Below are 20,002 nucleotides of genomic sequence, written 5' to 3'. Positions count from 1 at the left end.
CGGACGGCTGCGGCAGGCTGGCGGGGTGCGCATCGGCTCGGCGGACGTCCCCGCCCTGGAGCGGGGCGTCGCGCTGCTCGGATCCGGTGGCGGCGGTGAGACCGGCGCCGCCACCGCGCTGCTGCGCCACCGGATCTCCGCCGGGCACCGGGTCGCGCTGACGCCGGTCGCGGAGCTGGACGGTGATGCGCTGGTCGTCCCGGTCGGGGTGATCGGCGCCACCTCGGTGTTCGACGAGAAACCGCCGTCCGGCGCGGAGTTCTTCTCGGCCGTCGCCGCCGTGCGGCGGTGGACCGGGCGGGGCGCGGACGCGTTGATGTCGATCGAGGTCGGCGGGCTCAACGGGGTGTTGCCGCTGGTCGCGGCCGTGGACCTGGGCGTGCCGTGCGTGGACGCCGACCAGTCCGGGCGCGGGGTCCCGCGGTTGGACCAGCTCGCGGTCGCCGCGGTCGGTGGCGAGGTCGCGCCCGTGGCGTTGGCCGAGCCCGGCGGGCACGTGCTGGTGCTCGCCGAGGGCAGCGCGGCGGAGGTGGAGCGCACGGCACGCGCGTTCCTGGCCGGCGCGGGCGGTTGGGCGGCGATGGCGATGGCGCCGATCCGCGCCGCGGAGCTGCCCGGCTGCGCCCTGCTCGGCACCGTCGGCGCGGCGCTGGACCTCGGGCGACGCGCCCTGTCCGCCGGGGAGCGGCCGGCGGACCTGGCGGCGGCGACGGGCGCCGGGCTGCTGGGCGTCGGCCGCGTCGTGGAGGTCGCCCGCAGGTCCGGTCCCGGGTTCGGGCGCGGCAGCCTGACCGTGCGCGACCGGGAGTCGTTGCTGCGGCTGGAGATGGAGAACGAGTACCTGCTCGCGCTGCGGGACGGGGCGCCCGTGGCGTCCACCCCCGACGTGCTGGCGGTGGTCGACCGCCGCACCGGCGTGCCGGTCCCGTGCGACGCCGCGCGCACCGGCGTCGAGGTCGCCGTCCTGCGGCTGCCCGCCGCCGAGTTCTGGACCGATCCGCGCCGCCTGCCGGTGCTGGCCCCGCGCGCCTTCGGCATCGACTGCGATCCTGTACTGCTGTGACGATCGACGTGCGGCGCGTGCTGTCCCTGCCCGAGTGGAGCGGGGTCCGGGTGCGCGCGGGCTCGGCCGCCCTCGGCCGGGAGGTGCGCGTCGTCCGCCCGGCGGTGCCGGGGCGCGCGGTGGAGCCGGGTGAGCTGGTGGTCGTCGTGCGCCCGGTGTCCGCCGGGGACTGGCGGCTCGACGCGCTGCTGCGCCGCGTGGCGGACGGCGGTGGCGCGGGCGTGCTGCTCCCGGACTGCGAACCGCTGACGAGCACCCGGATGCTCGGCGACCGGCTCGACGTCCCGCTGCTGGTGGCGGACACCGCCCCGCTGGACCTGCTGGTCGCGGCCCGGCTGCTGCTCACCGCGCCCGCGCTGGACCGCGCGGACCTGGTGCTGGCCGTGCACGAGGCGCTCGGCGCCCGGCTCCGCCCGCCCGACGAGGTCGTCGCGGTGCTGCGCGATCAGCTCGCCTCGCCGGCCGCGTTGCTGGACGACCGGGGTGCGCCGCTGGCCGGAGATCTCCCGTCGGCGTCCGGGGTCCGCGCGGGCGAACCGGTCCCGCAGCGCACCGAGCTCTCCGACGGCGTGCTGCTCGCCCACCCGGTGCTGCTGCCGGACTCACCGCGGCCCGCGTCGTGGTTGGCCGTCGAACTGCGCGGAACGGCCGCGGCCCGCGCGGACGTCGCACCGCCCGCGCTCGCCGTGGCGGCGGGCGCGGTGCAGCGGTGGCTGCTCGCGCACCGGCTGGAGCTGGAGCGCGATGCCCGGTCGCGCTCCGCATTGCTCGGCGACCTGCTGCGGCTCGACGGCGAACCGCCCGCCGACCTGCGGCGCCGCGCGGCGGACGCCGGGTGGCGGCTCGGTGGCTGGCACGTCGGTCTGCGCATCGGCGTCGCGTCCCCAGCGGACACCGTGGCGCGCGGACCGGAGGTGGCGCGGGCGCTGCGCTCCGAGGGCGTCGAGGCCGTGGTGACCGAGCACGGCGACGGCTGGACCGCCTGGCACACCCGCGACCAGGAGCCGACCGCCGAGCAGGTGCGCGCGCTGGCGGCACGACTCCGCTCCGCGCAACGGGAACTCCAGCGCACCCTGGACGCGCACATGGGCGTCGGGCGCCCGCACCCGGGAGCCGAGGGGCTCGCGGCGTCGATCGCCGAGGCGACCGACGCCGCGCGGATCGCCGCGACCCGCCCGGAGTCGGGCCGCTTCCTGCACGTCGACCAGCTGGGCATGGCGCAGCTGCTGCTGGAGTGGACGCGCACGGACACCTTCGAACCGGCCGCCCGCGCGCTCCTCGCCCCGCTGCGCGGTCAGCCGGGCGACCTGGTGCGCACGCTGGCGGCCTACCTGGACGCCGAGTCGTCGCTGGCCGAGACCGCGGCCGTGCTCGGCGTGCACCGCAACACGGTCGCGGCCCGCATCGACCGCGTCGAGCGCCTCCTCGACGTCGACCTCCGGCACCGCGACGAACGGCTGGCCCTGCACCTGGCCTGCCGCACCGCCGCGCTGTCCGGCGACGGCTGAACGCGAGCAGGGTCAACGACGGGCTTCACCGCCGCACGGCTCCGGTGGCCGGGTCGAGCAGCAGTGGTTGCGGGTGCGGCGGGGCGGAGAAGTCGAGCATGCCCTCCAGACTTCCGCTGCGGTCGTCCCAGGAGGCGTCACCGATGCGGCCCAGGTGCCAGTTGTCCTCGATGAACCTCAGCACCGAGCCCTGGTCGGTGAGCGCGCGGTCGACGTGGTTCTGCTTGCTGTACGGCGAGATCACCAGCAGCGGCAGCCGCGGGCCGTAGCCGCAGCGGTCCTGGTACCCGGCCGCGGCGGGCTTGTCGCCGCAGGCGCCGGCGCTGTCCTGGGCGGGGTCGTGCGAGCCGTTGATCTCCGGCGGGGCCACGTGGTCGTACCAGCCGTCGGAGTCGTCGTAGGCGATGACGACCATCGTCGAGGCCCAGTCCTTCGACTGCTGGATGCGGTTGATCTCGTCGACGACGAACCGCTGCTCGTCCAGCGGGTCGGAGTTGCCCGCGTGCCCGTCCTGCGCCATGGGCGGTTTGAGGTAGCTGACCTCGGGCAGGTTCCCGGCGGCGAGCGCGTCGTTGAAGTCGCTGACGTCGTACTGGTGGTTGGCCTGGTCGCTGCGGCCCACCATCCCGACCGAGCTCGGCGGCAGGTGCTTGGGGTTGGCGGTGGACTCGTAGTACTGGAACGGCTCGTGGTGCGGGCTGTAGTCGCGTTGGGCCTGGCCACCGATGTTGTTGTGCTTCGCCCCGCACACCACGTGGTCGTCGGCCCGGCCGGTGGGCCGGAACCCGCCTTCGAACCAGCCCCAGCTGACGTCCTTGGCGTTGAGCAGGTCGCCGATGTTGCGGCCGTGCATGGCGGCGAGGTTGTCGTCGCTGGTGCCGTCGTTGTTGGAGCACTCGTCGTAGAGCGGGTCGGGATCGTCGATGAGGGTCCCGACGTGGTCGGCGTTCTCCGCGGCGACGTTGTCCGGGTCCGACACGGGCTGGTGCGTCTTCGCGTCGACGGCCTGGGCGCCGTGGGTCTGACCGCTGACGAGGTTGATCGCTCCCGGCGTGGACGGCCCGTAGGTGGAGTCGAAGGAGTTGTCGCTCATCGCGTAGTGCTGGGCGTAGTTCCACATCGCCGTGACGGTGTTGCCGTCGAAGTAGTCCATGACGATGCCGGGTTCGCCGAACAGGACGGGCTGGCCGGTGCAGCGGTCGCGTTCGGTGTTCTCCACGAACTTGTCCATCCGGCCGCCGTTCACCGCGCGCTGCTCGGCGGCGTACTTGTGGTCCTGGTCGCAGGTCAGCGCGTGTTCGGGGCCGAGTCGTTGCGGCTGGTAGGCGTTGGGGTTGTGGTGCAGCAGGTCGGGGGTGAGGCCGTTGACGGCGGGCGTGCCGGGCGCGGGCGTGAACGGGGTCCCGTCGGTGTTGGCGGCGTGCGGGTAGGTGCCGAAGTAGTGGTCGAAGGAGATGTTCTCCGGGAAGATGACGACCACGTGCTTGATCGGTGTCCTGGTCGGTTGCGGTGCGGTGGCCGGTGCGGCGGCGCAGCCGGCGGCGAGCCCGACGGCGCCGGTCAGCGCGGTCAGGGAGACGAGCCCGCGCAGTCCGGTCCTTCTCGACGGCTTCGGTCTCACGGCGTTGTCCTCCTCAGACGAACAGACCCCGGCCGAGGTGGTCGGAGCCATCGCGCACCCCGGGGAGCGCGAAGAAGTAGCCCCCGCCGAACGGGGTGGTGTAGTCCGTCAGCGGTTCGCCGGCGAGGCGCTCCTGCACCCGTTCGAACTGCCGCGCCAGGTCCTGCTGGTAGCAGGTGAAGATCAGGCCCATATCGAGGTTGCCGACCGCGTCGATGCCCCGGTCGTAGTTGTGGCTGCGCCGCAGGATGCGCTGGTCGTCGGTGTCCGGGGTGCGCGGGTTGGCGAGCCGGATGTGGCTGTTCAGCGGGATCGCCGCCCCGCTGGGGTCCAGCGGGTAGTTCGGCTCGTCGTGTTCGGACGAGCCGTCCAGCGGGGCGCCGGAGTCGCGGCGGCGACCGAAGATGATCTCCTGCTCGTTGACCGAGATCCGGTCCCAGAACTCGACGAGCATCCGGATCAGCCGGATGACCTGGTAACTGCCGCCGGCCGTCCAGGCGGGTTCCGGCGCGCCCGGCCGCACCCACACCAGCCGGTCCAGTTCGCCCGCCTTCGGGTTGGCCGTGCCGTCCTTGAAGCCCATCAGGTTGCGCGGCGTCCCGCTCGGCCGCGGTGGGCTGGCGAACCCGTCGATGCGCCAGCGCAGTTGCATCGCACCGCGGGTGTGCCGGGCGATGTCGCGCAGCGCGTGCACCACGGTGTCGGCGTGCTCCGCGCTGAGCTGGACGCTCAGATCTCCGTGGCACTGCGCCGGATCGAGGTGGTCGTCGGGGAACGTGCGCATCGGCTTCAGCCGCGCGGGCCTGCGGTCGGCGAGCCCGAAGCGCTCGTCGAACAGCGAGGCGCCGACCCCGACGACGCTGAACAGCCCGCCACCGGGGACGACGGGGCCGAGCACCCCGGAGTCCTCGGGCGGCGCGGTGATCCCGACCGGTGCGGGCGTGCCGCCCCGGGTGAGCAGGCGCAGCCGGTCGGTGAGCGCGCGGAACAGGTCGACGAGCCCGGCGCGGTCGTCGGCGATGACGTCGAAGGCGGCGACGGCGGTCTGCCGCCGCGGTTCGACGAGGACGCCGTTCTGGTGCTCGCCGTGGAACCGCGCGCGCGGGGCGGGTTCCGGCGAGGTGGCGGCGGCGGTGAGCGCCCCGGCGCCACCGAGGGCGGTGCCGCGCAGGAACGCGCGCCGTCCGAGGCTCATGGCTGCCTCCGGGGTTCGCAGAGCGCGGCCACCGGCGCCAGGCGCTCCAGCGCCTCGCCGATCGCGCCGTCGATCCGCTGGCGGTCGCGGGTGCTCAGGTCCGCGAGCGATTGCCAGGTGCCGTCCGGTCGCCGGTGCGCGTCCAGCTCCCGGCCCAGCCGGTCCAGCGATCTGTCCATATCGGACAGACCGGGGTAGCGGGTGGTGAGCAGCGGGCGCAGCACGTCGAGGACCGCGCGCGTGCCGTCGAGGTTGGCGCGGGCGGTGGCCAACCCGCTGCCGCTGCCCATGTCGGACTCGCCGGTCAGCTCGAACCGCAGCGCGTCCTCCAGGATCTCGTGGCCGCGCAATCCCAGGTCCAGCGGATCGATCCGCTGCTGCCGGAAGTCGGCCCGCAGCGACGCCACGTCGTCGACCAGCCCGTCCGCCACCGGGGCGAGGCCCGCGCGCGGTTCTGCGCGCCACAGCCCGAGTTCCAGCCGGTGGAACCCGGTGAACTCCGGGTCGCCGACGCCGCCGGGCAGCCCGTGCGGGAGGCCGTTGATGCGGTCGCCGCGCTCGCCGAAGGCGCCGTATGCGGCACCGAGCCGCTCGTAGTCGAGGTGGGCGGTCAGCCAGCGCCGCCGCGCGGACTCCACCGAGCCGGACCGCACCGCGTCCCGCAGCTCGACCACGTCGCGCTGCAGCACCTCCAGCCCGGCCGCGACGTGGTCCTGGTACTGCCGGAGGGGTCCGAGCAGGTCGTTCACCGTGACCGGCAGCGCCGCCGGAGCCGCGGCGGCCGGACCGTCGCTGATCCGCACCGCGGGCCCGGTGGCGGGGGCGTGCGCCTCGACCAGGCAGCGGACGGCGTACTCGCCGCGCCCGAGCACCACGGGCATGTCGCGCTCGGCGCCCGGACCGAGCTGGTCGACCTCGGCGTAGATGACGCCGGACGAGGGGTCCACCAGCCGGGCGGTCGCCGCGAGGCTCCCGGTGTTGCGCACCCGCAGCACCTGTTGTCCGGAGTGCGGGCGGGTCCAGCCTTCCCCGCAGTGGTTGCGCGACACCGACACGACCGGAGCGCCGGGCGCCGGAGCCCGCTCGCACCCGATCACCGGCGCCGAGACCAGGACCAGGACGGCCCAGGCCGCTGTCCGCCCCACGCGCACGCCGCCCTCCCCAGAACCGATCACCGGCAGTGATCAGCCCGGAAGGTAGCGCAGCCGACTTGCCGGAACAACGGCGGTGTTCCGTTATGCACGCTAAGGAACGAAAGTTCCCTTCGGCGTCACCTCGCGGCCACGTCGACCCCGCGGGACAGTGGGGACGAGGTCAGCCGGAAGCGTGTCACCCGTCATACGCCCGGGTAGTCGGAGCCTGCGGAACTGGAGGTGGCTCCCCATGGTTCAACTCACGACCGAACCGGTCACCGTCAAGATCCCCAAGGGAGAACTCGAAGGGGATCTCGTGCTGCCACCGCCCGCGCGGGCGGTGGTGCTGTTCGCGCACGGCTCCGGAAGCTCCCGCCGCAGCCCGCGCAACCGCGCCGTGGCCGAGTCGCTGCACCACCACGGCTTCGCAACGCTGCTCATGGACCTGCTGACCCCCGAAGAGGCCCGCTACGACCAGCACACCCAGCAGCTGCGCTTCGACATCGAGCTGCTCGCCGAACGCCTCACCCTCGCCGCCGACCAGCTCGACTCGTGGTCGAGCACCCGGGGCATGCCGCTCGGGCTCTTCGGCGCGAGCACCGGAGCCGCCGCCGCGCTCAAGACCGCGGCCCGGCGCCCGGACCGGGTGGGCGCGCTGGTGTCCCGCGGCGGCCGCCCGGACCTCGGCGGCGACGCCCTGGCCTCGGTGCAGGCCCCGACGCTGCTGATCGTCGGCGGCGACGACCGCGAGGTGCTCAAGCTCAACCGCCACGCCGCCCAGCTGCTCACCAGCCTGCCGCTGACCGACGTGAAGATCGAGATCGTGCCGCGCGCGGGGCACCTGTTCGAAGAGCCCGGCGCCCTGGAGCGCGTCGCCGAACTCGCCGGGAACTGGTTCCGGACCTACCTCGGCACCAGCACTGAACGCCCCACCGGCCCGTCCGGCGGCCACTTCAAACCCCCGGAACCCCGCCGCCGCCCACCGACGTGAGATCAAGCCGACCGGTCGAACGTCCCGGCCCGCAGGGCGAACGCGAAATCCGCCCAGCGCCGCCGGGACACGACCAGCACCGGACTCCCCTCCCCCAACTTCGAGTCCCGCACCCCGACGATCCCCGGAGCGGAACCGACTTCGACGCACATCCCACCGTGTCCATTGCTTCGGCTGGACTTCCGCCAGCCCGTGAAGTTGTCCGTCGAGCGCGTCACGACTGCTCCCGCAACAACGTCACGAACTCCGCCCACTGACTCCGGCTGAACGTCAACACACTCCCGCCGCGATCCTTGGAGTCCCGCACCCGACGAAGCCAGGTGCGGTCCCGACCTCGACGCAATCCCCCTGGGCCCCGCTGCGGGTCGATTTCCGCCAGCATGTGAAGCGTCTCGCGACCTGCGTCATGACTCCTCACGCAGCGTCGCCACGAACTCCGCCCACCGACTGCGACTGAACACCAGCACCGCCGCTTGGCGATCCTTCGAGTCCCGCACCCCGACGAAGCCGGGTGCGCTCCCGGCCTCGACGCAGTTGCCCTCAACCGCACTACGACTGGATTTCCGCCAACCGGCGAAACAGCCAACTGCCCGCGTCATGGCCGCTCCTGCAAGGACGCGACGAACTCCGACCACTGACCGCGGCTGAACGTCAACACGCCCCCGCCGCGATCCTTGGAGTCCCGCACCCCGACGAAGTCGGACGTGCCCCCGACCTCAACGCACTCCGACTGGCTCCCGCTGTAACTGGATTTTCGCCAGGTCGTCGGCTGTTCGATCTCCGTCGACTCACTCGGTTTCCGAGACCATAATTCGCTCACCGGCCGCAGCCCCTTCAGACTCGTATCCTTCCGCGTAGGCCGCGATGAGCTTGGACGAGTCGCGCTGGCTCATCGCTGTCCGTCGCAGCGTAGAACGTGCTCGCACGAACGTGTCTACGTCGTCCGGGGCATCCAGGAACACACCGCTACGGCGCTGCTCCAAATGGACGACCGCGCCCGCGTCCCGAAACTCCAGCAGGTGGAATGGGCCATCCAGGCCGGTGTGCGCACCTTCCGAGAACGGGATGACGCGGACGACGATGTTGGGCCGGGTCGCCATCCGGTTGATGTGCCGGAGCTGTTCCGCCATTGGTCGCGGACCGCCAATTGCGCGGCAGAGGACCGCTTCGTCGAGGAAGACCTCGTACTCGACTGGATCGTCCTTGGTGAGGATCCCCTGTCGTGCCTGGCGAATCGCCGCAAGGTGGTCGACACGGTCCGCATCGACCTCCACAGCGGACAGCAACGCGCGCGAATGCTCCCACGTCTGCAGAAGACCTGGAACCCGAACATCAGCCACGGACGTAATGTGCACCGCCCGGCTCTCCGCGTCCGCCAGCTCGGAAAGCTGAGCCGGGAGTCCACCGCCGAACTCCCACCAGACGGGCCGAGCCAAGTCCTGTGCCATCAGGAGGAGTCGATCGCGTTGCTGCCGTGACACGCGGAGAACGCTCAAGATGGCCTCCACCGCGTCTGGCTTCAGTGCACGCTTGGCGGTCTCCAATCGGCTCACTTTCGCTTCTGACCATCCAAGCGCGTCGCCGAGCTCGCGCATCGTCAGACCAGCGGCTTCCCGAGCTGCGCGGAGTTCCTTCCCCAGCGCCCGTGCCCGCGGTGTGTCTGGCATATGCCCAGCTTACGTGTGGAGAGAGATCTGATGATCTCCCCTGATCAGGTAATTGCAAGCTGCGGTATAACTGGCAAGCTTGCGATCACAGCAAGCAGCAGCAGGAGGAGTCCCCATGGCCACGTTCCTCACCTACATCTGGCGGCCCGTTACCGGCGGTCGGCACGCTTTTCCGGTCGCTGCGCGGAAAGCGCCCGCTGGGCAGACCGTGACCGCCTACTGCGGCGCCACTGCCGACGCCGCCGAGCTCCACGACCGCACCGAGGACGACTGGGTCCGCGAGCACACCTGCATGAACTGCTGGTACGCCCTCGCGAAACAGCAGCCCTGAACTCCCGGACCACCACTCCAGCGAAAGGGGATCACCGTGCAACTGCTGCACATCAGCGCACTGGTCCTGATCAACCTGCTCATCGGCGCCCTGCTCGTCAGCGCACTCCCGACGCGCCAGACGCGGGCCCAGCACACCGGCGCCGGCGAGGGCGCCTACGACGTCTGGTGGCTCATCGACCACGTCGAAGCCGAACGACAACGCCTCGACGAACCCACCGGCCGCCACCACCTGCGACCACCCGGCGGCTGAAATCCCCTGAACCAGCCGACGCGGCGAACCCCGCCCCCGCGTCGGCCGCCCGGTGGCCGGGCGCGATCCGCGCCCCCTTCCCGCGCCCGGCCACCACCCGGACCGAGCCCGGACTCCGCTCCCGGCACCGCCACGCAGAACGAGTTCAGGGACGGGCTGTCAGCGGGGCATCCGGCGCCAGATCGGTTGCGGTACCAGGCGCATCACGGCGAAGACCCAGCGCAGGATCGGTGGCACCCAGACGACGCGGCGACCGCGTTGCAGCGCCCGGACCGTGGCGTCGGCGACCTGGTCCGGGGTGCTGGACCACGGTGCCGGTTCCATGCCCTGCGTCATGTGGCCGATGACGAAGCCCGGCCGGACGATCAGCAGCCGCACGCCGCTGCCCGCGAGCGCGTCCGACAACCCGTTGGCGAACCCGTCCAACCCCGCTTTCGCCGATCCGTACACGTAGTTCGCGCGCCGCACGCGCACCCCGGCGACCGAGGAGAAGACCACGATCCGCCCGCTCCCCCGCTCCCGCAGCAGGTTCGCCAGGTGCGTCAGCACGCTCACGTGCGCGACGTAGTCGGTGTGCACGATGTCGATCGCGTGCGACGCCTCGCGTTCGGCGCGCTGCTGGTCGCCGAGGATGCCGAATGCCGTGACCGCGACGTCGATCGGACCGTGCCGCTCGACCACGTCGCCCAGCACTTCCGCGTGCCGGTCGAGGTCGTCGGCGTCGAACTCGACGCACGCGACGTCCGCCGCACCGGCCGCGCGCAGTGCCGCCACCTGCGCGTCGAGGTCGCCGGACCGGCGCGCGGCGAGCACGACGCGGCGGTGGCCGCGCCGGACCAGCCGTTCCGCGACGGCCGTGCCGATCTCGCTGCGACCACCCAGGACGAGTACGGTTCCGCTCATCACAACAAGTCTGCCACCGGAGCGTCGCGGTCGTGCTCGCAGGCGGGTGCACCGGCCGATCTTCTGTCCACTATGGACTAGCAAGCGGGCGAGCCGCTGACGACCGGCACCGGACGGTCGGGCCCCGAGGGGGCAGGCGCAACCCGGCAGCACCGGCGCCCACCGACGACCTGACGCCACCGGCCGTCCGTCCTCCCGCGCCGACGACTCGCAGACCTGCTGGACAACCGAACAGTTACCCCCGTTTACCCCGGCGCCGGTCCGGCATACCCTGATCAGGATCGTCCCCAGGCGAGAGGAACCGAACGACCCACCATGAACCCCCTCGACAAGGCGCAGATCGACACGAGCCGGCCCAGCATCGCCCGCGTCTACGACGCTTTCGTCGGCGGCAAGGACAACTTCGACGTGGATCGCGAGGTGTACCGGCAGATCCTGCAGATCGCGCCGGAAGCCGCGGAGGTCGGACGGCAGTGCCGCTCGTGGCTGATCCGCGTCGTGCGGTTCCTCGCACTGCACCCGCGGATCGACCAGTTCCTCGACCTGGGATCCGGCCTGCCCACCGCCGAGAACACCCACCAGGCAGCACAGCGGATCAACCCGGACGCGCGCGTGGTCTACGTCGACAACGACCCGTCCGTCGCCGCGCACGGCCGCGCGCTGCTGGAGGAGAACGAGAACACCCGGTTCGCGGTCGGAGATCTGCGCGAACCCGCGGAAATCCTGGCGAACCCGGCGGTGACCGGCCACCTCGACCTGAGCCGGCCGATCGCGCTGATCCAGTGCAACACCCTGCACCACGTGACCGACGCCGAGGATCCCGCCGGGATCATGGCCCACTACACCGAAGCCCTCGCCCCCGGCTCGTACCTGGCGATCTCGCACCTGCACAACCCGGCCGACGGCACGCCGGAGGCGGAACTGGCCACCACGTCGCAGGAGAAGTTCAACGCCCTGATGGGCAGCTGCTACTTCCGCCGCCGGGAGGAGATCGCCAGCTACTTCCACGACCTCGAACTCATCGAACCCGGTCTGGTCCACCTCTTCGAGTGGTGGCCGGAAGGCCCGGCGCTCAAGCCCCCGACACCGGGCGAGCACCTCCTGCTCGGCGGCGTCGCCCGCAAGTCCTGACACGACAGGGGCGCCCCGGTCCGGGGCGCCCCTGTTCGCTCACTTCGGCGGTTGCCGGGTGGTCCACCACCGCATCGCGTGTTCGACCAGCGAGATCAGCGTCTGCTTGGTCGATTCGCGGTCGCGGGCGTCGCACGGGCCGATCGGCACCTCCGGGCCGATCGCCATCGCTTCCCGGACCTGTTCGATCGAGTGCAGCATCTGCCCGTCGAAGCAGTTCACACCCACCAGGTACGGCAGACCGCGGTCCTCGAAGAAGTCCACCGCGGAGAACGAGTCCGCCAGCCTCCTGGTGTCGACCAGCACGACCGCGCCGATCGCGCCGCGCACCAGGTCGTCCCACATGAACCAGAACCGCTGCTGACCCGGTGTCCCGAACAGGTACAGGATCAGGTCCGATGCCAGCGAGATGCGGCCGAAGTCCATCGCGACCGTGGTGGTCGCCTTGTTCGGCGTCGCCGCCAGGTCGTCCACGCCGCGGCTGGCCTCGGTCATGACCGCCTCGGTGGTCAGCGGCATGATCTCCGAGACCGAACCGACGAACGTCGTCTTGCCGACCCCGAACCCGCCAGCGACCACGATCTTCGCCGAGGTCGTCCCGCCCCGGTTGGACGCTTGCGGCGGCTGGCCGACCTGGGGCGCTCTATAGCCGACGGAGTCCACTCAAAACCCTTTCCATCAACACCATGTGTGGTGCGCTGCCGCTTTCGCTGACCGTCTGGTGGACGGTGATCAATCCCAGCTCGGCCATGTCCGCCAACAGCACCCGGGCCACCCCGATCGGGACGGACAACAGCGCCCCCACCTCGGCCACGGACCGGGGGTGCTGGCACAGCTCCGCGATCGACTGGTGCTCCAGCCGGACCGCCACGCCGGGGCGGTAGACCTCGCTGGTCGAGACGAGCGTTTCCAGTTCCAGCTGGTAGTTCGACCGGGTCCGACCGCCGGTCCAGGTGTAGGACCGGATGCTGGAGGCGGCCGGCGCCTCCTCGACGGCCGATTCCGGATCGGTGTCCGGCGGCGGACTCTCGTCGTACCGGGGCGCGGCGTACTGCTCGCCCGCGGATTCCTCGACCTCCTCCCGAGCACGACGCTTCCGGCGCTTCCGCCCGCTGTCGAACGTGAAGCTGTTGACAACCTCGGCGAAGCCGTTGTCGCCGGAATCGTCCCGTCTTCGCCCCTGTCCGGGGAACGAGCCTCTGCTCATCGCATCCTCACACCAGTTGGCCCGTGAACGCGTTCGGGGCCCCCTGCAGCTGCGACCGGATCTCCGGGGTGAGCATCTGACCGACGCGCTCCACGAGCATCGTCATCTCGTAGGCGATCAAGCCCATGTCGCACTGCGGGGCCGCGAGCACGGTCAGGCACGACCCGTCGCTGATCCCCATCTGCAGCAACGTGCCGCGTTCCATCTCCACGATGGTCTCGACCACGCGGCCGGCCTCGAAGCACTTCGCGGAGCCCTGGGTGAGGCTCAGCAGCCCCGAAGCGACGGCCGCCAGCTGGTCGGCCCGGTCCCGGGGCAGCGTCGCCGACGCGGTCAGCAGCAGACCGTCGGCCGACACCACGATCGCGTGCGCCACTCCCGCCACGCGTTCGGTGAAGTCCGTGATCAGCCAGCCGAACCTGCGGGAAATCGTCTCCTGGGCAGTCATACAACCTCCTGTCCGTTGCCGAGGTGACCACGGTTCGCTCGGTGTGCTCAGTCCTCGTCGGTGGCGCGGTGACGGCCCCGACGGATACCGCTCTGGAAGTCGGCCAGCCGACCGCGGAGCTGGTTCGGGTCACGCTGGTACTGACCGCTTGCTGTGTCGTCGTTCTCGGCTGCGATGCTCCCCGGCACGAGGTGCGCCTTCGGGGTGCGACGCGGCAACCCGGCGGGGGTGAACGACGACGGCTGCGGGTTCGCCGCCGCCTCCGCCGCCTGCCGACCCTGGTCCGCGGCGAAGTTCCACGCCTCGGTTTCCGGTTCGACCGCCGGTTCGGACGGTTCGGCCGCGGCCGACTGTCCGAACTGGACACCGTTGTGGTACTCGGCCAGCCTCCGGCTGATGTCGCTGGGACTGCGGGTCGCCCCGCCCGGTTGCTCAGCGGGGGCCTGCTGCGCGTTCTGGCCGCGCGGAATGCGACGCGGCAGTCCCGACGGGGTCAACGGCGCCTCCTGACTCACCGCAGCGCCGGAGGCCGGTTCCGGATCCGGTGCGGGTTGCGGCTCCGGTTCCGGTTCGCTGCCGGGCCAACGCGGTTGTTCGGCGTTGGACTGCAAGTACAAGTTCTCCGCGGCCGGTTGGAACCACGACGAGTCCGAGACCACCGGTTCCGGGTCCTGCGGCGGTTCCGCGGGAACCGGGTCGGCGGCGGGCCAGTCGACCCCGAGGTCCGGCGGCACCGTGCGCGGCTGCTGCGGGATGTCCAGCGGCGAGTCGAACAGGTGCGCCGTCGGGCTGTCCGCGTGGTCCGCGCCGGTCGGTTCGAACAGGCTCGCCGGCGACGGTTCCTGCCACGGCGACTCCTCGGCCGGCGGATTCGGCGACCGGGGAGGCAGCGTGCCCGAGGTGGGCAGGTCCTGGTGGGAGTGCCCGTTGCGGCGACCCGGCTGCACCGCGGCCGGCTGTTGCTGCTCGGTCCGCGGATCGCCGGAGACGACGTGCTCGGCCGGGACGGTGATGGTGGCGCGCACGCCCTCGACGTCCGGGCCGCCGTGCAGCTCGACGCCGATGTTGTGCCGCACCGCGAGCCGTCCCGCCACGAACAGACCCATGCGCCGCGAGGTGGCCAGGTCGCTCTCGTCGACCCGCGTCAGCCGCTCGTTGGCCGCGGCCAGCTCCTCGTGGCCCATGCCGATGCCCTGGTCGAGCACGTCGACGACGACCGAGCCGTCGCCGGCCTGGTAGCCGGACGCGGAGACGGTCGTGTCCGGGGCCGAGAAGTTCGCCGCGTTGTCCAGCAGCTCGGCGACGAGCCGCACCATGTCGCTGGCCGTGTTGCCGCGCAGCTTCACCGACGGGAGCTGCTGCACCACGACCCGCGGGTACTGCTCGATCTCCGACACCGCCGCGCGCACCACGTCGGCGAGCTCGGTGGGCTTGGTGAAGCGCCGCGCCAGGTCGCTGCCGGACAGCACCATGAGGTTCTCGTTGTTGCGGCGCATCCGGGTCGCCAGGTGGTCCAGCTGGAACAGGCGGGACAGCTGGTCCGGGTCCTCCTCGTCCTGTTCGAGTTCCTCGAACAGCCGCAGCTGCCGTTCCAGCAGGCCCTGGCTCCGGCGGGAGACGCTGACGAACACCTCGCTGTAGCCGCGCCGCAGGTCGGACTGCTCGGCGGCCAGTCGCAGCGCCTGCCGGTTCACCGCGTCGAAGGCGCGGGCCACCTGCCCGATCTCGTCGGAGGTGTCCACCGGCACCGGTTCCAGGTCGGTGTCCTTGGCACCGGCGCGGATCCGGTCCACGGCCTCGGGCAGTTCGTACTCGGCGGCGTCCAGCGCGCTGCGCCGCAGCTGGTGCAGCGACCGCAGCAGCTGCCTGGTGATCACGATGATGATCGCGGCGGCCGCGATCAGCGCCGACAGCAGCAGCACCGAGTCCCACCCGGCGCTGTTGCTGGCGTCGTCCTCCAGGCGGAAGGCGCTGTCGCGCACCTCCTTGGCGAGGTCGTCGTGCCCGCTGTTGATCTGCGCCACCGACGCGTCGGACAGCTGGTTCCAGGTCTGCCGGTTCACCGAGTAGCTGCCACCGTGCTTGTTGTCGGTGGACTCCTCGATGATCTTGGTCAGCAGGCCGTTGCGCTGCGCGACCTCCGGGCTGGAGACGACCGCGTCGAGCCGGTGCGACCACTTCGTCGAGACGGTGGAGCGCCCCTCGGCGATCAGCATCTGCAACCGGGCGTGCGAAGCCGAGAGCTCGGTCACCGTGCTGGACGACAGCTCGCCGTCGGTGAGCCCGGTGAGCACCAGCGCCTGCTGGAGCCGCACCTCCTCCATCGTCGAGAGCACGGTCTGCAGCGCGGTGGCGTTGCTGGACAGGTCGGGGTCGGTGATGGCCGTGGTCAACGCCCGGTCGACGCTGACCACCGCACCGATGAGCTCGGAGTAGGCGTGCACCGCGTCGACCGGTTGCAGCTGCCGGTTGCTGACCTGCTGCCGGAGACCGGCGAGCTTGCCCAGCGCGCCCTGCAGCTCGGCGTACCGGTCCCGCACCACCGGTCCGAGCGCCGCCGGGTCGGCGAACGCCTGCCGCAGCGCGCCGACGGCCTGGTCGGAGGCGGCGGTCTGCCCGTCGATCGGTGCACCGTCGCGGGTGAGGTACTGGACGGCGCCGGTGCGCTCGTTCTGCAGCTGCTCGACCACCGGCTCGACGTGGTCGACCACGTCGAGCACGCGCTCGATCCGGTTGAACTCGTCGGCCCTGTCGACCTGCCAGCGGACCTGCCCGATACCGAGAGTGATCGCCGAAATCACCGGCACCAGCACGACCGCGGCCAGCTTCGTGGTCAGGGACCAGTCGCGCCACTGGAGCAGGGCGTCCCGACGGCGCACCGTCCCGTCCGCGCTCACGGGCGCCCTCCCGACGGCGAGTCCGGGCTCCCGTGCTGCTCACTCACGGTATGAGCTTTCTCTGGGGAACAAAGCGTTGGAGAACGGCGCATGCGTGCGATCCCGCAATCGTCGTCTGGGTTGTCTGGGGTGAAATCCAGCCGTGGCCGGGACCACCACCCGGCGACCGGAAGCGCCTCACCGTACTGCACGGTGGGGACGCCGGTTTCGACGGTACTCAGCGTCACCGCGAACACCTCTGACGGCGGCATTTCGGACACCGGTACCCGAACCGTGACCTTTCCCGATCGCGTGGCTGGCTTTCAGTGCCCATGCACTATAAGCCCCCGCCGCGGCGAAAGCACCGGGGGCTTTTTCCCATTCCGCTAGGACAATCGGGCCACGTCACGGGGGGTATCCGATGGCGACCATCGAGCCCATGCGTTTTTCACTCGTTCAGCCTAGAGCGGCGCCGCAGCGGGGGCCGGGACGGCGGAAAACACCTGGTCAGTATCATCACGCCAGACCAGCAAGCCTGCTGACCTGGCAATACCAGACAGTAACCAAGCCTTGACCACCGTGTCCGAACCGTGACCTGAGAGTATCGGGGCAGCGGGTCGACGGGAGCGAAATCCGAGACCGAGTGGTGATCACCACACTGTTGAGTTGCCGCCCGGACTGGTTAGAATTCCCCGCCGCCGTAGCCCCGCCCGCCGGCCCCCGCAAAGTCCCAGGAAGGATGCATGACCCACGCGACGCAATCCCCGCGCCGCGGTGCCCCCCGCGACCCGGCCGCAAATGAGCGCACGGCCTTCGGCAGAATCGACAAGAGCGCGGTCCGCACGACCGCGGATCGACCCGATTTCACCACCATCCAGCAGAGCGAAGAATTCCGCGACCTCCGCTGGCGCCTGAAATGGTTCGTATTCCCGGCGACCGCGTTTTTCCTGATCTGGTACGTCGGCTACGTGGTGCTGGCCGCGTACGCGCACGATTTCATGGCGCACCGGCTGTGGGGTGAGATCAACGTCGGCCTGGTCATGGGCATCGGGCAGTTCGTCACCACGGTCGGCCTGACCGCCCTCTACGTGCGGTTCGCCCGCCGCCAGGTGGACCCCCGGGTGGACGAGATCCGCCGCAACGTGGAAGGGGAGGACTGATGGGCGAGTCACAGGTCCTGCCCTCCGACGGCGCGATCGTCAACACCAGCATCTTCGCGGTCTTCGTGCTGCTCACCCTGTACCTGGTCTACCGGGTGAGCAGCATGCGGACCTCCAGCGACTACTTCGTCGCCGGGAGTTCGTTCAGCGGTGCGCAGAACGGCGTGGCGCTGTCCGGCGACTTCCTGTCCGCCGCGTCGTTCCTCGGCATCGCCGGGGCGATCGCCGTGCACGGCTACGACGGCTTCCTGTACTCGATCGGCTTCCTGGTCGCCTGGCTGGTGAACCTGCTGCTGATCGCCGAGCGGATGCGCAACACCGGCCGCTTCACGATGGGCGACGTGCTGAGCTTCCGGATGCGCCAGCGCCCGGTGCGCGCCGCCGCCGCGGTGTCGACGCTGGCGATCACGCTCATGTACATGATCGCGCAGATGGCCGGCGCCGGTGGCCTGGTCGCCCTCCTGCTCAACGTCCACAGTGGAGCCGGGCAGGCCCTGGTGATCGCCGTGGTGGGCGTGGTCATGGTGCTGTACGTGCTGGTCGGCGGCATGAAGGGCACCACCTGGGTGCAGATCATCAAGGCGACCATGCTGATGCTGTGCGCCGTGCTGATGACGATCTTCCTGCTCGGCAAGTTCGGCTTCAGCTTCACCGAGCTGTTGCAGCGCGCGGCGGCGCACAACCCGCACGGCTCGGCGATCTTCCGGCCGGGCGTGGAGTACGGCAAGTCCGGGACGACCAAGCTGGACTTCGTGTCCCTGGCGCTGGCGCTGGTCCTCGGCGTCGGCGGCCTGCCCCACGTGCTGATGCGGTTCTACACCGTGCCGGACGCCCGCGAAGCGCGCCGGTCGGTGGTGTGGGCGACCTGGACGATGGCCGCGTTCTACGTGTGCACGCTGGTCATCGGCTACGGCGCCGCCGCCCTGGTCGGCACCGGAGCCATCCTGGACGCGCCGGGCGCGGAGAACTCCGCCGCGCCGCTGCTGGCGTACCGGGTGGGCGGCACGGTCATGCTGGGCATCATCTCGGCGGTCGCGTTCGCGACGATCCTCGCGGTGGTCGCCGGGCTCACGCTCACCGCGTCGGCCTCGTTCGCGCACGACATCTACGCCAACGTCATCCGCCGGGGTGATTTCGAACCGGACGAGGTGGTGAAGGTGGCCCGCGTGACGGCGCTGGTCATCGGTGCCGCGTCGATCCTGGGCGGCATCCTGGTCAACGGCCAGAACATCGCCTTCCTGGTGGGTCTGGCGTTCGCGTTCGCCGCCTCGGCGAACCTGTCGACGCTGCTGTACTCGCTGTTCTGGAAGCGGTTCAACACCACCGGCACGCTGTGGGGCATCTACAGCGGACTGGGCTCCTGCCTGCTGCTGGTGATCTTCTCCCCGGTGGTCTCCGGCGCGTCGGACTCGATCCTGCCGAACGTGGACTTCGCGTTCTTCCCGCTGAAGAACCCGGGGATCGTGTCCATTCCGATCTCGTTCCTCTGCGCCGCCATCGGCACCTTCGTGGGCCGGGACGACCAGGAGGAGGAACGCCGGGCGGAAATGGAGGTCCGTTCGCTGACCGGCCTCAGCGCCCGCAGCTGACACGGCGGTGCCCCGGAGGACTTCCCTCCGGGGCACTTTCGTGCGCGCACCGAGTCGATGTTGTTCTGCTTTCACCCGGCGGAGTTCGCCGGGCAATCGATTTCGCGGCGCCACGTCACCGCTCGGCCCGCCTTTCCCCACAATTCCGCTCTACCCGATCGGCTACTGCCCGGAGAATGCGGCCCTCCCTAAAATCGGGAACAGCCCCGAAGGTCGCCGGAGCAAATGCAGGGGGCGACGCTCCGGCAGACCTCCGGGGGAAGTGGGGGGATACCAATGCGAAGCGTTCGCAATGCGCTTCTCGCCGGAATCATCGCCGTGCTGCTGCCGGTCCACGGACTGACCAGCCAGGTCCTCACGGTCGCGATGGAACTGAAGAACAGCCTGGTCAGAGGCATGTCCGAGGCGTCAGGGGACTTCTCCGAACCCGGCATCCGGATTCGGTCCGCACCCGGTACCGCCGCCGCGGTGCGGGGCACCGGGAATCCCGGCGACCGGATCCGCGTGCGGGGCCGGTCGGCCGGCCCCGCGGTGACCTGCCCGAACGGGTCGGCGAATTCGGAATGGGTGGAGATCACCGACCGGCGGACCGGGGTTTCCGGATTCGTCAGCGCCTGCTACCTGTGAACTCAGAAGTCCTGGTCCGAACCACGCGGCCCGGCTGCCCGCAGCTTGCGCAGGTGGACGTGCCGGGCCAGCCGGATCACCGGGCGGACGGCCAGCTCGCAGCTGCCCACCAGGAACAACCAGGTGCCCAGCGTGACGGTGGACTCGCTGAAGAACAGCAGGCTGCCGACGATGAACCAGAGCGCGATGAGGAAGTCGTTGACGATGCTCAACACCTCGTAGCGCTGCCGGATCACCAGTTCCTCGTGCCCGATGCGCAGCACCCAGTCGGCCGACTCGACATGATCGCTCATGCCGCGA

At 71.0% G+C, this 20,002-nt stretch carries 23 protein-coding genes and 1 pseudogene; 9 read left to right on the top strand and 15 right to left on the bottom strand.

Translation table 11 applies throughout. The features are described 5' to 3' along the window. Nucleotides 1-25: 25 nt before the first annotated feature. Complete coding sequence (locus tag NV263_RS03000) at nt 26-1,063, top strand: DUF917 domain-containing protein (RefSeq protein ID WP_263250888.1); 1,038 nt, start codon at nt 26-28, stop codon at nt 1,061-1,063. Next, the gene (locus NV263_RS02995; protein WP_263250887.1) at nt 1,060-2,571 is read left to right on the top strand and encodes a helix-turn-helix domain-containing protein; all 1,512 of its coding nucleotides are present in this window, start codon (nt 1,060-1,062) and stop codon (nt 2,569-2,571) included. The genes NV263_RS03000 and NV263_RS02995 overlap by 4 nt, the downstream gene beginning before the upstream one ends. A 25-nt stretch (nt 2,572-2,596) precedes the next feature. Here the strand turns inward: NV263_RS02995 and NV263_RS02990 are convergent, their stop codons facing one another. Genes NV263_RS02990 through NV263_RS02980 form a run of 3 tightly spaced genes read right to left on the bottom strand, consistent with a single transcriptional unit; the run spans nt 2,597 to nt 6,532 of the window. Next, on the bottom strand, nt 2,597-4,243 hold the full coding sequence (locus tag NV263_RS02990) for a phospholipase C (protein ID WP_380756683.1): 1,647 nt from the start codon (nt 4,241-4,243) through the stop codon (nt 2,597-2,599). Further along, nucleotides 4,206-5,387 (bottom strand): Dyp-type peroxidase, encoded by a 1,182-nt coding sequence (locus NV263_RS02985; protein WP_263250886.1) that lies wholly within the window; start codon nt 5,385-5,387, stop codon nt 4,206-4,208. Before NV263_RS02985 ends, NV263_RS02990 begins: the two co-directional genes overlap by 38 nt. Then, on the bottom strand, nt 5,384-6,532 hold the full coding sequence (locus tag NV263_RS02980; RefSeq protein WP_263250884.1) for an EfeM/EfeO family lipoprotein: 1,149 nt from the start codon (nt 6,530-6,532) through the stop codon (nt 5,384-5,386). The genes NV263_RS02985 and NV263_RS02980 overlap by 4 nt, the downstream gene beginning before the upstream one ends. Nucleotides 6,533-6,770: 238 nt before the next feature. Between NV263_RS02980 and NV263_RS02975 the strand changes: the two genes are divergently transcribed. Then, the gene (locus NV263_RS02975) at nt 6,771-7,511 is read left to right on the top strand and encodes a dienelactone hydrolase family protein (protein ID WP_263250882.1); all 741 of its coding nucleotides are present in this window, start codon (nt 6,771-6,773) and stop codon (nt 7,509-7,511) included. A gap of 2 nt (nt 7,512-7,513) precedes the next feature. Here the strand turns inward: NV263_RS02975 and NV263_RS02970 are convergent, their stop codons facing one another. The 6 genes and pseudogenes from NV263_RS02970 to NV263_RS02950 all read right to left on the bottom strand — a co-directional run bounded on the left by NV263_RS02970 (nt 7,514) and on the right by NV263_RS02950 (nt 9,178). Beyond that, complete coding sequence (locus NV263_RS02970) at nt 7,514-7,729, bottom strand: DUF397 domain-containing protein (protein ID WP_263250880.1); 216 nt, start codon at nt 7,727-7,729, stop codon at nt 7,514-7,516. After that, nucleotides 7,726-7,881 (bottom strand): DUF397 domain-containing protein, encoded by a 156-nt coding sequence (locus NV263_RS30620; protein WP_380756920.1) that lies wholly within the window; start codon nt 7,879-7,881, stop codon nt 7,726-7,728. Before NV263_RS30620 ends, NV263_RS02970 begins: the two co-directional genes overlap by 4 nt. Further along, nucleotides 7,854-7,919: pseudogene (locus NV263_RS30615) on the bottom strand (hypothetical protein); the annotation flags it as partial. The pseudogene NV263_RS30615 and the gene NV263_RS30620, both read right to left, overlap by 28 nt. Continuing rightward, the gene (locus NV263_RS02960) at nt 7,916-8,110 is read right to left on the bottom strand and encodes a DUF397 domain-containing protein (protein ID WP_263250877.1); all 195 of its coding nucleotides are present in this window, start codon (nt 8,108-8,110) and stop codon (nt 7,916-7,918) included. The gene NV263_RS02960 and the pseudogene NV263_RS30615, both read right to left, overlap by 4 nt. Continuing rightward, nucleotides 8,107-8,331: a DUF397 domain-containing protein gene (locus NV263_RS02955; RefSeq protein ID WP_317630387.1), complete on the bottom strand. Its 225-nt coding sequence runs from the start codon at nt 8,329-8,331 to the stop codon at nt 8,107-8,109. The genes NV263_RS02960 and NV263_RS02955 overlap by 4 nt, the downstream gene beginning before the upstream one ends. After that, nucleotides 8,300-9,178: a helix-turn-helix domain-containing protein gene (locus NV263_RS02950; RefSeq protein WP_263250875.1), complete on the bottom strand. Its 879-nt coding sequence runs from the start codon at nt 9,176-9,178 to the stop codon at nt 8,300-8,302. Before NV263_RS02950 ends, NV263_RS02955 begins: the two co-directional genes overlap by 32 nt. A 115-nt stretch (nt 9,179-9,293) precedes the next feature. Here NV263_RS02950 and NV263_RS02945 point away from each other — a divergent pair, with 115 nt between their 5' ends. After that, the gene (locus NV263_RS02945; protein ID WP_263250874.1) at nt 9,294-9,509 is read left to right on the top strand and encodes a zinc finger protein; all 216 of its coding nucleotides are present in this window, start codon (nt 9,294-9,296) and stop codon (nt 9,507-9,509) included. 36 nt (nt 9,510-9,545) lie between these two features. Further along, nucleotides 9,546-9,761, top strand: coding sequence for a hypothetical protein (locus NV263_RS02940; RefSeq protein WP_263250872.1), 216 nt, complete (start codon nt 9,546-9,548; stop codon nt 9,759-9,761). 159 nt (nt 9,762-9,920) lie between these two features. Here the strand turns inward: NV263_RS02940 and NV263_RS02935 are convergent, their stop codons facing one another. Beyond that, nucleotides 9,921-10,664, bottom strand: a complete 744-nt coding sequence (locus tag NV263_RS02935; protein ID WP_263250869.1) for a decaprenylphospho-beta-D-erythro-pentofuranosid-2-ulose 2-reductase — start codon at nt 10,662-10,664, stop codon at nt 9,921-9,923. Nucleotides 10,665-10,979: 315 nt separating this feature from the next. Here NV263_RS02935 and NV263_RS02930 point away from each other — a divergent pair, with 315 nt between their 5' ends. Further along, nucleotides 10,980-11,795, top strand: coding sequence for an SAM-dependent methyltransferase (locus NV263_RS02930; protein WP_263250867.1), 816 nt, complete (start codon nt 10,980-10,982; stop codon nt 11,793-11,795). Nucleotides 11,796-11,834: 39 nt separating this feature from the next. Here NV263_RS02930 and NV263_RS02925 read toward each other — a convergent pair whose 3' ends face one another. Genes NV263_RS02925 through NV263_RS02910 form a run of 4 tightly spaced genes read right to left on the bottom strand, consistent with a single transcriptional unit; the run spans nt 11,835 to nt 16,347 of the window. Next, nucleotides 11,835-12,458 (bottom strand): GTP-binding protein, encoded by a 624-nt coding sequence (locus NV263_RS02925; RefSeq protein WP_263250866.1) that lies wholly within the window; start codon nt 12,456-12,458, stop codon nt 11,835-11,837. Next, nucleotides 12,439-13,002, bottom strand: a complete 564-nt coding sequence (locus tag NV263_RS02920) for a DUF742 domain-containing protein (protein ID WP_263250865.1) — start codon at nt 13,000-13,002, stop codon at nt 12,439-12,441. The genes NV263_RS02925 and NV263_RS02920 overlap by 20 nt, the downstream gene beginning before the upstream one ends. 7 nt (nt 13,003-13,009) lie before the next feature. Next, entirely contained in the window at nt 13,010-13,450 is a 441-nt protein-coding gene (locus NV263_RS02915) for a roadblock/LC7 domain-containing protein (RefSeq protein ID WP_263250864.1), read from the bottom strand. 47 nt (nt 13,451-13,497) lie between these two features. Further along, nucleotides 13,498-16,347 carry a sensor histidine kinase gene (locus NV263_RS02910; RefSeq protein WP_263250863.1) on the bottom strand — a complete coding sequence of 950 codons (2,850 nt, stop codon included), beginning with the start codon at nt 16,345-16,347 and terminating at the stop codon, nt 13,498-13,500. 722 nt (nt 16,348-17,069) lie between these two features. Between NV263_RS02910 and NV263_RS02905 the strand changes: the two genes are divergently transcribed. The 3 genes from NV263_RS02905 to NV263_RS02895 all read left to right on the top strand — a co-directional run bounded on the left by NV263_RS02905 (nt 17,070) and on the right by NV263_RS02895 (nt 19,702). Continuing rightward, nucleotides 17,070-17,486, top strand: a complete 417-nt coding sequence (locus NV263_RS02905) for a DUF485 domain-containing protein (protein WP_263250861.1) — start codon at nt 17,070-17,072, stop codon at nt 17,484-17,486. Continuing rightward, the gene (locus tag NV263_RS02900; RefSeq protein WP_263250859.1) at nt 17,486-19,075 is read left to right on the top strand and encodes a solute symporter family protein; all 1,590 of its coding nucleotides are present in this window, start codon (nt 17,486-17,488) and stop codon (nt 19,073-19,075) included. The genes NV263_RS02905 and NV263_RS02900 overlap by 1 nt, the downstream gene beginning before the upstream one ends. 276 nt (nt 19,076-19,351) lie before the next feature. Continuing rightward, nucleotides 19,352-19,702: an SH3 domain-containing protein gene (locus tag NV263_RS02895; RefSeq protein ID WP_263250858.1), complete on the top strand. Its 351-nt coding sequence runs from the start codon at nt 19,352-19,354 to the stop codon at nt 19,700-19,702. 2 nt (nt 19,703-19,704) lie between these two features. Here NV263_RS02895 and NV263_RS02890 read toward each other — a convergent pair whose 3' ends face one another. After that, nucleotides 19,705-19,995 carry a YrhK family protein gene (locus NV263_RS02890; protein ID WP_263250856.1) on the bottom strand — a complete coding sequence of 97 codons (291 nt, stop codon included), beginning with the start codon at nt 19,993-19,995 and terminating at the stop codon, nt 19,705-19,707. Nucleotides 19,996-20,002 lie beyond the last annotated feature (7 nt).

This window comes from Saccharopolyspora rosea (assembly GCF_025643595.1).
In the GTDB taxonomy this organism is placed as follows: domain Bacteria; phylum Actinomycetota; class Actinomycetes; order Mycobacteriales; family Pseudonocardiaceae; genus Saccharopolyspora; species Saccharopolyspora rosea.
The sequence above is the reverse complement of the archived record's forward strand: the minus strand, read 5'-3'. Positions and strand labels throughout refer to the sequence as shown.